Consider the following 14213-nt stretch of genomic DNA (forward strand, 5'->3'; position numbering starts at 1 on the left):
GGCCGAGCGTGGCCGCATCCTCGAACTCTGGAACGACACCGGGTGTGACATGCCCGCGCGTTCGGTGGTGGAGCTGTTCGAGGAGCGGGTGGCCGCCGATCGGGATGCGGTGGCGGTTGTCGCGGGTGAAGTGTCTCTGTCGTACGGCGAGTTGAGTGCTCGTGTGGATCGGTTGGCGGCTCTGTTGGCCGCGCGTGGTGCCGGGCCCGAGCGGTTCGTGGCGGTGGCGCTGCCGCGTGACGCGGATCTGATCGTGGCGCTGCTCGCGGTGTGGCGGACGGGGGCGGCGTATCTGCCGCTGGACACGGAGTACCCGGCCGACCGTCTTGCCTACATGCTCGACGACGCCGCGCCCCCGCTGCTGCTCACCACCGGCGAGCTGACGGACCTGCTCCCGGAGAGCGACGTCCCGACGATCCTCCTCGACGCGTCCGAGACCGCCGACGCGCTCGCCGAAGCCTCGACGTCCGACCTGCCCGCCGCACCCGCCCTGACCAACTCCGCGTACGTGATCTACACGTCGGGGTCGACGGGGCGGCCGAAGGGTGTGGTGGTGCCGCAGGCGCCGCTGGTGAACTTCCTGGTGGCGATGCGGGATCGGTTCGCTCTGGGCGCTGGTGATCGTCTTGGTGCGGTGACCACGGTCGGGTTCGACATCGCGGGGCTTGAGCTGTTCGTGCCGCTGTTGAGCGGTGCGGCGGTGGTGGTCGCCGATCGTGAGACCGTTCGTGACCCGGCCGCCCTGGCCCGTCTGGTGGCGGCCCAGGACGTGACGGTGATGCAGGCGACGCCGAGCCTGTGGCGGGCGCTGCTCGCCGAGGACGCCTCGGTCCTTTCGGGTGTCCGCGTCCTGGTCGGTGGCGAAGCCCTCCCCGGTGATCTCGCCCAGGCACTCGTGGACTCCGCCGCCTCGGTGACCAACCTCTACGGGCCGACGGAGACCACGATCTGGTCGACGGCCTGGGAGGTGCGGGACCGCACTCCGCTGATCGGTCGGCCGATCGCGAACACGCAGGTGTATGTGCTGGATGCGGGTCTGCGGCCGGTTCCGGCCGGGGTGCCCGGTGAGCTGTACATCGCCGGTGATGGCGTCGTGCGCGGCTACCACGGGCGGTTCGCCCTGACCGCCGAGCGTTTTGTGGCCGACCCGTTCGGTCCGTCCGGTGCTCGCATGTATCGCACCGGTGATCTGGTGCGGTGGACCGCGGACGGAGAGCTGGAGTACCTCTCCCGGGTCGACGACCAGGTCAAGCTGCGTGGCTTCCGTATCGAGCTCGGTGAGATCGAGACGGTTCTTGCCGGGCACGAGCAGGTCGCTCAGGCTGCCGTCCTGGTCCGCGAGGACCGTCCCGGCGACAAGCGCCTCGTCGCCTACGTCATCCCGACGGCGACCGGCGCCCCGACGACGCATGACCTGCGCGAACACGCGGGAACCCAACTCCCGGACTACATGGTCCCGTCGGCGTTCGTCACCCTCGACACCTTCCCGCTGACGGCCAACGGCAAGCTGAACCGCCGTGCCCTGCCCGCCCCCGAGTACGGCCCCGAGAGCGAGGGCCGGGCGCCCCGCTCGCCGCGCGAAGAGATCCTCTGCGGGCTCTTCGCCGAGGTGCTCGGTGTCGAGTCGGTGAGCATCGACGACGACTTCTTCCGCCTGGGCGGCCACTCGCTCCTGGCCACCAAGCTGGTCAGCCGCATCCGCACCACGCTGGACGCCGAGATCGCGGTGCGCCGCCTCTTCGAGGCGCCCACCGTCGCCCGGCTCTCCGGCGCGCTCGACGATGACGCGCAGGCACGCACCCCGCTCCGGGCCGCGTCGCCGCGCCCCGACCGCCTTCCGCTCTCCCTCGCCCAGCAGCGCCTCTGGTTCCTCAACCAGTTCGAGGGAGCCAACTCCACGTACAACATCCCCGTGGCCCTCCGCCTTTCGGGCGCCCTGGACCGCGCTGCGATGGAGGCGGCCATCGCCGATGTCGTCGAGCGGCACGAGAGCCTGCGCACGGTGTTCGCGGAGGACACCGAGGGCGCGTATCAGGTGGTTCGCGACGCCGCCGACGCCGCACCTGCGCTCACCGTCGTACCCACCGACGAGACCCGCGTCGGCGACGAGGTGAACCGCGCCGCGCACACCCCCTTCGACGTGTCGCAGGACCTGCCGCTGCGCGCCTGGCTGTTCGAACTCGGCGGCGACGAGCACGTCCTGCTCGTGGTCGTCCACCACATCGCGGGCGATGCCTGGTCGATGGGGCCGCTCGCGCGTGACCTGACGGCGGCGTACGCGGCACGCTGCGACGGCCGCTCGCCGTCCTGGACACCGCTGCCCGTTCAGTACGGGGACTACAGCATCTGGCAGCGGGACATCCTCGGCGACGAGGGCGACCCGGACAGCCAGGTCGCACGCCAACTCGCCTTCTGGCGGGATACTTTGGCCGACCTCCCGGAGGAGCTGACGCTCCCCGCGGACCGGCCGCGGCCCGCAGTCTCCTCGTACGAGGGAGACCGCGTCGCCTTCGAACTCTCCCCGGAGACGTACGCACGGCTGACGGCGGTCGCCCGCGACCACCGCGCGAGCCTCTTCATGGTCGTGCAGACGGCGCTCGCCGCGTTGCTCTCGCGCCTTGGGGCGGGTACGGACATCCCGATCGGCACGCCGATCGCGGGCCGGACCGATGACGCGCTGGACGATCTGGTCGGGTTCTTCGTGAACACGCTGGTGCTGCGGACGGACGTCTCGGGTGACCCGACGTTCGCGGAGCTCCTTGAGCGGGTGCGGGCCCAGGACCTGGCTGCGTACGCGCACCAGGATCTGCCCTTCGAGCGTCTGGTGGAGGTGGTCAACCCGGAGCGCTCACTGTCCAGGCACCCCCTCTTCCAGACCATGCTGGTCCTGAACAACACGGACCAGGGTGCCGGTGACGCCGTCGCCTCGCTGCCCGGCCTCACGGTGAGCGGGCAGACGGTCGAGGCGGGCGCCGCGAAGTTCGACCTGTCGTTCCGCCTCGGGGAACGCCGCACCGCGACGGGCCAGCCCGTCGCGCTCGGCGGGGCCCTGGACTTCAGCACGGATCTCTTCGACCGGGGCACGGCGCAGGACATCGTCGACCGTTTCGTGCGGGTGCTTGAGGCGGTGGCGGCTGATCCGCTGCGGTCGGTCGGGGCGTTGGAGATTCTTGACGCGGCTGAGCGTGAGCGGTTGCTCGTCGAGTGGAATGGCGTTGAGCGTTCGGTTCGGGGTGTCTCGTTGCCGGTGTTGTTCGGGGAGCAGGTTGCGGAGTCGCCGGATGCGGTGGCTGTCGTCTCGGGTGAAGTGTCGCTCTCGTACGGGGAGTTGGATGCTCGGTCGAATCGTGTGGCGCGGTGGTTGGTGTCGCAGGGTGTGGGTGCCGAGCGGTTCGTGGGCGTGAAGCTGGCGCGGTCGGTGGATCTCGTCGTTGCCCTGCTGGGTGTGGTGAAGGCGGGTGGCGCGTACGTTCCGGTTGATCCGGAGTATCCGGCGGAGCGGATCGCGCACATCCTGTCGGACGCCGATCCGGTGCTGGTCATCGATGACGTCTCCGTGCTGGAGCAGGCTGAGAGCTTCTCCGATGCGCCGCTGACTGACGCGGACCGGTTGGCGGCGTTGGAACTGCATCACCCGGTGTACGTGATCTACACTTCGGGTTCGACCGGCCGCCCCAAGGGCGTTGTGGTCGAGCACGCCTCGGTGGGCCACTACTTGGAGCGTGCCCGTGAGGTGTACGCGGATGCTGCTGGGTCGGCTCTGCTGCACTCTTCGGTGGCCTTCGACCTGACGGTGACTGCCCTGTACTCGCCGCTGGTGAGTGGCGGCCGGGTGGTGCTGGCCGAGCTGGACGAGCAGGCCGCCGATGCAGGTCAGCCGAGCTTTATGAAGGTGACGCCTTCGCACCTGGCCCTGCTGGAGGCTCTGCCCGGTGAGATCTCCCCGTCCGGGACGCTGATCACCGGTGGCGAGGCGCTGTCCGGTGAGGCGTTGACTGCCTGGCGTGCCGCGCACCCGGACGTGACGGTGGTCAACGCGTACGGCCCGACGGAGGCGACGGTCAACTGCACCGACTTCCGTATCGAGCCCGGCCATGACGTGGCCTCGGGTGCGGTGCCGATCGGCCGCCCCTTCTGGAACACCCGCGCCTACGTCCTGGACGCGGCCCTCCGCCCCGTCCCGGTCGGCGTGGCAGGCGAGCTGTACATCGCGGGCGCCGTCCTGGCCCGCGGCTACTGGCAGCGCCCCGACCTGACGGCCGAGCGTTTCACCGCCGACCCGTACGGCCCGGCAGGCTCCCGGATGTACCGCACCGGTGACCTGGCCCGCTGGAACGCGGACGGCCAGTTGGTCTACGCGGGCCGGGTCGACGACCAGGTCAAGCTGCGCGGCTTCCGCATCGAACTCGGCGAGATTCAGGCCGTGTTGACCGCAGCCCCAGGCGTCGCCCAGGCCGCAGTCATCGTCCGCGAGGACCGCCCCGGCGACCAACGCCTGGTCGCCTACCTCGTGCCGGACGGCGATGCGGTCCCGCACGCGGAGGACCTGCGCGCCGCCGTGGCCGCCCAGCTCCCGGACTACATGGTCCCGTCCGCCTTCCTCACCCTGGACGCTCTTCCGCTGACCACCAACGGCAAGCTGGACCGCCGTGCCCTGCCCGCACCCGAGTACGGCCCCGAAGGCGGCGAGCGTCGCGCGGCCCGGTCGCCGCGCGAAGAGATCCTCTGCGGACTCTTCGCCGAGGTGCTCGGACTGGCAGACGTCGGCATCGACGACGGCTTCTTCGAGCTGGGCGGACACTCGCTGCTCGCCACCAAGCTGGTCAGCCGCATCCGCACCGTCCTCGACGCCGAGCTGCCCATCCGGCAGCTCTTCGAGACCCCGACCGTCGCCGGAGTATCGGCCGCCCTGGAAAGCGGCCTCACCGGGGCCCGTCGCGGGGTGACCGCAGAACCCCGCCCCGACCGCATCCCCCTCTCCTACGCCCAGCAACGCCACTGGTTCCTCAACCAGTTCGAGGGTGCCAACGCCACGTACAACATCCCGGTGGCGCTGCGCCTGACCGGCCCGCTCGACCGCGACGCGCTGCACCAGGCGCTGACGGACGTCGTCGGGCGGCACGAGAGCCTGCGCACCCTCTTCGCCGAGGACACCGCCGGCTCGCGGCAGATCGTCCTCCCGGCAGACGCCGAGCAGGCGCGACCGCAGCTCGCCGTGGTCGCGGCCGGGCGCGACGACATCGACGAGCGGGTGCGGGAAGCCGCACGGACCGGCTTCGACCTGGCCACCGAACTTCCGCTTCGGGCAACGCTGTTCACCCTGGACGAAGAAGAGCACGTACTCCTGCTCCTCCTGCACCACATCGTGAGCGACGCGTGGTCGCGCGCCCCGCTGGCCCGTGACCTGGCCGCCGCCTACGCGGCCCGCGTCGAGGGTCGCACCCCGGCCTGGGCCCCGCTGCCCGTGCAGTACGCGGACTACAGCATCTGGCAGCGCGAGATCCTCGGCTCCGAGGACGACACCGAAAGCGAGATCAACCGCCAACTCACCTACTGGACCGACTCCTTGGCCGGTGTGCCGGATCAGTTGGAGCTTCCCTTCGACCGGCCGCGGCCCGCCGTCGCCTCCTACCGCGGCGACCGCATCCCCTTCGAGATCCCGGCGGAGCTGTACGCGGACGTGGTGGCACTCGCCCGGGAGACCGGTTCGAGCCCGTTCATGGTGCTGCAGGCCGCGCTCGCGGCCCTGCTCACCCGGCTCGGCGCGGGCACCGACATTCCGATCGGCACGCCCGTCGCCGGCCGCACGGACAGCGCCGTCGAGAACCTCGTCGGCGTGTTCATCAACACCCTGGTCCTGCGCACGGACACCTCGGGCAGCCCGACGGCCCGGGACCTGATCGCCCGGGTCCGTGAGACGAACCTCGGTGCGTATGCGCATCAGGACCTGCCCTTCGAGCGGCTCGTGGAGGCGGTCAACCCCGAGCGCTCCCTCGCCAGGCACCCGCTCTTCCAGGTGCTCCTGGCCTTCAACAACACGGACACGGCCACCGTCGAGGACGCTGTCGCGCAGTTGCCCGGGCTCTCAGTGACACGAGCCGTGGCGGACACGGCGGTCGCCAAGTTCGACCTGTCCTTCGCGTTCGCCGATGCGGCGGGGGAGCACGGGCTCGGCGGTGTCCTGGAGTACAGCACCGACCTCTTCGACCACTCCACGGTCGAGGCGCTCGGCGCGCGCTTCCTGCGCGTGATCCGCGGCATGGTCGCCGCCCCCGACGCGCCGCTCGGCGCGATCGACCTCCTCGACGACGCCGAGACCCGCACCCTGCTCGCCGACTGGAACGACACCGGGTGTGACATGCCCGCGCGTTCGGTGGTGGAGCTGTTCGAGGAGCGGGTCGCCGTCGATCGGGATGCGGTGGCGGTTGTTGCCGGTGAAGTGTCTCTGTCGTACGGCGAGTTGAGTGCTCGTGTGGATCGGTTGGCGGCGTTGTTGGCCGCGCGTGGTGCCGGGCCCGAGCGGTTCGTGGCGGTGGCGCTGCCGCGCGACGCGGATCTGATCGTGGCGTTGCTCGCGGTGTGGCGGACGGGGGCGGCGTATCTGCCGCTGGACACGGAGTACCCGGCCGACCGTCTTGCCTACATGCTCGACGACGCCGCGCCCCCGCTGATCCTGACCGCCGCCGAGTCCGCCGATCGTCTGCCGGACAGCGACATCCCCAGGCTCCTGCTTGACGACCCGGCCGTGCGGTCCGCCCTCGCGGACCCGTCGGCCCCCGGTCTCACGCCCGTGCCCGCCGCCGATCTCCGCAACTCCGCGTACGTGATCTACACGTCGGGGTCGACGGGGCGGCCGAAGGGTGTGGTGGTGCCGCAGGCGCCGCTGGTGAACTTCCTTGTGGCGATGCGGGACCGGTTCGCACTCGCTCCCGGTGATCGTCTTGGTGCGGTGACCACGGTCGGGTTCGACATCGCAGGGCTTGAGCTGTTCGTGCCGCTGTTGAGTGGTGCGGCGGTGGTGGTCGCCGATCGTGAGACCGTCCGTGACCCGGCCGCGCTGGCCCGCCTCGTGGCGGCTCAGGACGTGACGGTGATGCAGGCGACGCCGAGCCTGTGGCGGGCGCTGCTCGCCGAGGACGCCTCGGTCCTCTCGGGCGTCCGCGTCCTGGTCGGTGGCGAGGCACTGCCGGGTGATCTCGCCCAGGCACTCGTGGAGTCCACGGCCTCCGCCACCAACATGTACGGACCGACCGAGACGACCATCTGGTCCACGGCCTGGGACGTCTCGACGGCCGACGGGCACACGCCCCGCATCGGCCGGCCGATCGCGAACACGCAGGTGTATGTGCTGGATGCGGGTCTGCGGCCGGTTCCGGCCGGGGTGCCCGGTGAGCTGTACATCGCCGGTGATGGTGTCGTACGCGGCTACCACGGGCGGTTCGCCCTGACCGCCGAGCGTTTCGTGGCCGACCCGTTCGGTCCGTCCGGTGCTCGCATGTATCGCACCGGTGACCTGGTGCGGTGGACCGCGGACGGAGAGCTGGAGTACCTCTCCCGGGTCGACGACCAGGTCAAGCTGCGTGGCTTCCGTATCGAGCTCGGTGAGATCGAGACGGTTCTTGCCGGGCACCCGCAGGTCGCCCAGGCTGCCGTCCTGGTCCGCGAGGACCGCCCCGGTGACAAGCGCCTCGTCGCCTACATCCGTGAGGACAGCCGTGAGGACATCCGTGAGGACCGGGCCGGTTCACCGGTGGGCGCCCAGGCCCTGCGCGACCACGCGGCGGACCACCTGCCCGACTACATGGTCCCGTCGGCCTTCGTCACCCTCGACGCGTTCCCGCTCACCCCGAACGGGAAGCTGGACCGCCGCGCCCTGCCCGCCCCCGACTACGGACCGGAGAGTGCGGGCCGTGCCCCGCGCTCGCCGCGCGAGGAGATCCTCTGCGGACTCTTCGCCGAGGTCCTGGGCATGGAAGCCGTCAGCATCGACGACGACTTCTTCCAGCTCGGCGGCCACTCGCTCCTGGCCACCAAGCTGGTCAGCCGCATCCGCACCACGCTGGACGCCGAACTCCCGGTGCGCCGCCTCTTCGAGGCGCCCACCGTCGCCCGGCTCTCCGGCGCGCTCGACGATGCGGCCGGTGCGCGCGGCCGGGTGGTGCCCGTCGTACGGCCCGCCCGTGTGCCGCTCTCGCACGCCCAGCAGCGGCTCTGGTTCCTGCAGCACCTGGAGGGTCCGAGCGACGCGTACAACGTGCCCGTCTCGCTGGACCTCACGGGCCCGCTCGACACCGAGGCACTGCGCGCCGCGCTCACGGACGTGGCGATCCGGCACGAGAGCCTGCGCACCGTCTTCGCCGAGGGTTCGGACGGCGAGGCGTACCAGGTGGTCCTGGATGCCGAGCGCGTCCAGGTGCCCCTGGCGGTCGAGCGGACGGACGAGGCGTCGGTGGACCGGCTGCTGCGCCGCGCCGCCTGCTACGTCTTCGACCTGGAGTCCGAAGTCCCGCTGCGGGCCTCGGTGTTTGAACTCGGCGACGACCACCACGCGCTGCTCCTGCTGACGCACCACATCGCGAGCGACGCCTGGTCGCGCGGCGCCCTGGTGCGTGACCTGACGGCGGCGTACGCGGCACGCTGCGTCGGCACGGGCCCTGCCTGGGCCCCGCTCCCCGTCCAGTACGCGGACTACAGCATCTGGCAGCGGGACATCCTCGGCAACGAGGACGACCCGGACAGCGAGGTGTCCCGCCAACTCGCCTATTGGCGTGATGCCTTGGGCGGACTCCCGGAGGAGCTCGCGCTGCCCTTCGACCGGCCGAGGCCCGCGACATCCTCGTACGAGGGTGACCGTGTTGCCTTCCAGCTCTCACCGGAGACGTACGCGCGGCTGACGGCGGTCGCCCGCGACCACCGCGCGAGCCTGTTCATGGTGCTCCAGACCGGACTCACCGCTCTGCTCACGCGGCTCGGCGCGGGGACCGACATCCCGATCGGCACGCCGATCGCGGGGCGTACGGACGATGCGCTGGACGACCTCGTCGGGTTCTTCGTGAACACGCTGGTGCTGCGCACCGACACCTCGGGGGATCCCACGTTCGCCCAGCTCCTTGAGCGGGTGCGGGCCCAGGACCTGGCCGCGTACGCGCACCAGGACCTGCCCTTCGAGCGGCTCGTGGAGGTGGTCAACCCGGAGCGCTCCCTGGCCAGGCACCCCCTCTTCCAGACCATGCTCAGCTTCGACAACGCCGGGCGCCTCTCGGGTGACCGCGCGGACCTGGGGGGCGGGTCGGCCGGGCTGAACGGGCTCACCGTCTCCGGGCGGCCCCTCGGCGCGCCGTCCGCGAAGTTCGACCTCTCCTTCGAGATCGCGGAGCACGCGGCGGCCCCCGGGCGGCCCGCGGGGCTCGGCTGCGCGCTCGACTTCAGCACCGAACTCCTCGACCGGGACACCGCGCAGAGCATCGCCGACCGTTTCGTACGGATCCTGGAAGCCCTCGCCGACGACCCGGAGCGGCCCATCGGGGACGCCGAGATCCTCGACGCGGCCGAGCGGCGCCGCATGCTCGTCGAGTGGAACGACACGGTGGTCGACCACCCGTCGCGCAGCTCCGTGCACGCCCTCTTCGAGGAGCGGGCGGCCGCCGAGCCGGACGCGGTGGCCGTCGTCGCCGGTGAGCTGGCCCTGACGTACGGCGAGCTGAACAAGCGCGCCAACCGGCTCGCGCACCACCTCATCGGCATGGGCGTCGGCAAGGAGAGCCGCGTCGCCGTCTTCCAGGAGCGCTCCGCCGACCTTGTGGTGTCGACCCTCGCCGTGCTCAAGGCGGGCGGCGTGTACGTGCCGATCGATCCCCAGCAGCCCGCGTCCCGCTCCGAGTTCATCCTGCGGGACACCGAGGCCGTGGCCCTGCTCACCGACCGCGCACCCGGCGACGTGGGCTTCGCCGTCCAGGCCCCGGTACTGCGCGTCGGCGCCGGGCACGACTTCGCGGGCGAGCCTACGAGCGACCCGGGCATCGCCACGGACGCGGAACAGCTCATCTACGTGATGTACACGTCGGGCTCCACCGGCACCCCCAAGGGCGTCGCCAACACCCACCACAACGTCGTCCACCTGGCGGGCGACCGGTACTGGCGGCGCGGCAACCACGAGCGCGTGCTCATGCACTCCCCGTACGCCTTCGACGCCTCGACCTTCGAGATCTGGACGCCGCTCCTGACCGGCGGCCGCATCGTGGTCGCCCCCGCCGGGCGCCTGGACGCGGCCGACCTGGCCGCGGCCATCGCCGGGCAGGAGGTGTCGGGCCTCTTCGTCAGCTCCGGGCTCTTCCGGGTCCTCGCGGAGGAGCACCCCGAGTGCTTCCGCGGTGTCCGGGAGATCTGGGTGGGCGGAGACGTCGTGTCGCCGGTCGCGGTGCGCCGCGTCCTGGAGGCCTGCCCCGGCACGGTCGTCGCCAACGAGTACGGGCCCACGGAGACCACCGTGTTCTCCGCGGTCAACCAGCTGCACACCCCCGACGAGGTCCCCGAGGCCGTCGTCCCGATCGGCCGCCCGCTGTGGAACACCCGCCTGTACGTCCTCGACGACCGGCTGCGGCCCGTCGCCCCGGGCGTCAACGGCGAGCTGTACATCGCGGGAGCCGGCGTGGCCCGCGGCTATCTGGGACGCGGCGACCTGACGGCGCAGCGCTTCGTGGCCGACCCGTTCGCGGGCGGCGGCGAGCGGATGTACCGCACCGGTGACGTGGTGTCCTGGCACACCGACGGCCGCCTGGAGTTCGCGGGCCGGGTCGACGACCAGATCAAGCTGCGCGGCTTCCGCATCGACCCCGACGAGGTCGAGGCGGCGCTCGCGGCCCGCGCCGACGTGGCACAGGCCGCGGTGATCCTGCGCGAGGACCGGCCCGGCGACAAGCGGCTCGTCGGCTACGTCGTCGCGGCGGCGAGCGCCCCCGACCCGGACGAGCTGCGTGCCCATGTCGCGGCCGCCCTGCCCGACTACATGGTCCCGTCGGCCGTCATGGTCCTCGACGAGCTGCCGCTCACCCTCAACGGCAAGCTCGACCGCCGGGCCCTTCCGGCGCCGGACTACGGCTCGGAGGACGCGAGCCGTCGCGGCCCGCGCACCGAACGCGAGAAGGCCCTGTGCGGCCTCTTCGCGGACGTACTCGGGCTCGCGGAGGTCGGCATCGACGACGGGTTCTTCGACCTCGGCGGCGACAGCATCATGTCCATCCAGCTCGTCAGCCGCGCCCGCAGGGCCGGGCTCGAACTGTCCGTGCGGGACGTGTTCGAGCACCGCACGGTGGCCGCGCTCGCCGATGTCGTCCAGGAGGCGACCGGCGCCCCGGCCGAGGAGGCGGGCGCCGGCATCGGCGACGTACCGCTCACCCCGATCAAGCGGTGGTTCCTCGAACGGGGCGGCCCCGCCGACCAGTTCAACCAGTCCCGCCTCGTGCAGGTGCCCGCTTCCCTGCGGCACGATCACCTCGTGTCGGCGGTGCGGGCCCTGCGCGATCACCACGACGCGCTACGGGCCCGGCTCTCCCCGGCGCCCGAGTGGCGCCTGGAGATCCGCGAACCGGGCGCGGTGGACGCCGCGTCCTGCGTGCGCCGGGTGTCCGCCGCCGGTCTCGACGAGGCCGCGCGCCAGGAGCTGGTGCGAGCGGAGACCGAGGCCGCCCGTGAGCGGCTCGACCTGGCCACGGGAAGCCTGGCGCAGGTCGTGTGGTTCGACCGGGGTGCCGATGTGCCGGGTGTCCTGCTCGTCATCGTCCACCACTTGGTGGTCGACGGGGTGTCCTGGCGGATCCTGGTGCCCGACCTCGCGGAGGCCTACGAGGCGCTCGCCGCGGGCCGTACGCCCGAGCTGCAGCCGGTGGGCACCTCGCTGCGCCGCTGGTCCCAGCGCCTGACCGAGGAGGCCGCCAGGCCCGCCCGGTCGACGGAGGCCTCCTGGTGGCAGGGGGTCCTGCGGGGCGCCGAACCCACCCTGGGCAAGCGCCCGCTGAACCCCGACGAGGACACGTACGCCACCGCCGCGCACGTCGCCATGGCGCTGCCGGTGTCGGTGACGGAGGCCGTCCTGACCCGGGTGCCATCGGCGTTCAACGCGGAGGTGAACGACGTGCTGCTCGCCGCGTTCACGCTGGCCTGGACGCGCTGGCGGGCCGGGAGCGGCAGCGGTCTGCTGCTCGACCTGGAGGGGCATGGCCGTGAGGAGCAGGTCGTGGAGGGCGCGGACCTTTCGAGGACGGTTGGCTGGTTCACCAACCTCTACCCCGTACGCCTCGACGCGGGAGTCAGCGATCTCGCCGACGCCTTCGCGGGCGGTCCCGCGGCCGGTGAAGCGGTCAAGGAGGTCAAGGAACAGCTGCGGTCGGTGCCCGACAAGGGCATGGGCTACGGCCTCGCCCGCTACCTCAACCCCGCCACCGCGGCCGGATTCGCCGGACTCCCGGCGCCCCAGGTCGCGTTCAACTACCTCGGCCGGTTCGCCACCGCGGGCACCGAGGACGCGGGCAGCGCCGACATCCCCGACTGGACGGTGCTCGCCACCGCGGCCGGGCTCGGCGGCACGGACCCGCGGGTCCCGCTCGCCCACGCCCTTGAGCTCAACGCCCGTACCAACGACGGGCCGAACGGCCCCGAACTGACCGCCACCTGGACCTGGGCCGAGGGAATCCTCGACGAGGGCGGCGTGCGCGAACTCGCCGACCTGTGGTTCCAGGCCCTGGAGGCGCTCGCCGAACACGCCGAGCGTCCCGACGCCGGCGGACTGACCGTCTCCGACGTGTCGCTGAGTCTCCTTGACCAGAACGAAATCGAATTGCTCGAAGACGAGTGGAGGACGTCGTAATGGCGACCCAGTCCGGACTGCAGGACATTCTGCCGCTGGCACCGCTGCAGGAGGGCTTGCTCTTCCACAGCGTGTACGACGAGAAGGCCACGGATGTCTACCTGGTGCAGCAGGCCATCGACCTGGAAGGAGACCTCGACACGGCAGCCCTGCGCGCCGCGTGCCGCACGCTGCTGGCCCGGCACGCCAACCTGCGCGCGGCCTTCCGCTACGCGGGCCTCAAGCGGCCCGTGCAGATGATCCCGCACCAAGTGGCCCTTCCCTGGGAGGAGTTCGACCTCACCGGACACCCCGAGGAGGAGCGCGCTGCCGCCGCCGACCGGGCCCTCGAAGAGGACCGGCTGCGCAGGTTCGACCTGGCCAAGCCGCCGCTGATGCGGTTCACCCTGATGCGGCTCGGCACCCACCGCTTCCGGTTCGTCCTGACCAACCACCACATCCTGCTCGACGGCTGGTCCAAGCCGATGCTGGTGCGCGAACTGCTCAAGCTGTACGCCACCAAGGGCGACGACAGCGGACTGCCGAAGGTCCGGCCCTTCCGCGACTACCTGCAGTGGCTGGCCAAGCAGGACCGGGAGACCGCCCTGACGGCCTGGCGCGAGACCCTGGCAGGACTCGACGGACCCACGCTCGTCGCGCCGCAGCCCGGTGAGCGCACCCCGCAGGTCCCCGGGCGCCTGGAGGCCGAGGTGGACCGGGCGACGTACGAGAAGCTCTCGGCGCTCGCCCGGGACCGGGCGCTGACCCTCAACTCCCTGGTGCAGGGCGCCTGGGCGGTCGTGCTCGGCGGGCTCACCGGACGTGACGACGTGGTGTTCGGCACGACCGTCTCCGGGCGTCCCCCGGAGATCGCCGGGATCGAGACCATGGTGGGCCTGTTCATCAACACGCTGCCCGTACGGGTGCGGCTGCGCCCCGACGAGCCGCTCCTCGACACGGTGCGCCGGGTGCAGGACGAGCAGACCCGGCTGCAGCCACACCAGCAGCTCGGCCTCGCGGAAGTGCAGCGCCTGGCCGGATCCGGCGAACTCTTCGACACCACCATGGTGTTCGAGAACTACCCGACCGACATCGGCGCCGAGGACGACGAGCCGGGCGGGTTCCGCGGGCTGACCGTCACCGCAGCCCGCAACCGCGACGCCACCCACTACCCCCTGGCGTTCGTCGCCGTCGGACGCGGCGGTCTGCGCCTGCGCATCGACCACCAGCCCGACCTGATCGCGCCCGAGCTGGCCCAAGCCGTCATGGACCGCATCGTCCGGGTCCTGGAGTCCGTGGCGCAGGCACCCGAACTGCCCCTGGGGCGGCTCGACCCGCTCTCCGCACCGGAGCGGCGGGCCGCGCTCGCCCT

The 14213-nt window shown here is 71.7% G+C and carries 1 protein-coding gene and 1 pseudogene (1 of these 2 running past the window's edge); both read left to right on the forward strand.

Going from position 1 to position 14213, the window contains the following annotated elements:
* On the forward strand, positions 1-12862 hold the 3' portion of the coding sequence (locus ABD378_RS10605; RefSeq protein ID WP_344520344.1) for a non-ribosomal peptide synthetase. 7694 nt of this gene lie to the left of the window's left edge; only the last 12862 of its 20556 coding nucleotides appear in the window; its start codon lies beyond the left edge, outside the window; the stop codon is at positions 12860-12862.
* A pseudogene (locus ABD378_RS44165) lies at positions 12862-14187 on the forward strand (condensation domain-containing protein); the annotation flags it as partial. The gene ABD378_RS10605 and the pseudogene ABD378_RS44165, both read left to right, overlap by 1 nt.
* Between the last annotated feature and the right edge of the window lie 26 nt (positions 14188-14213).

The sequence above is a fragment of the Streptomyces rectiviolaceus genome (assembly GCF_039533825.1).
Taxonomy (GTDB): domain Bacteria; phylum Actinomycetota; class Actinomycetes; order Streptomycetales; family Streptomycetaceae; genus Streptomyces; species Streptomyces rectiviolaceus.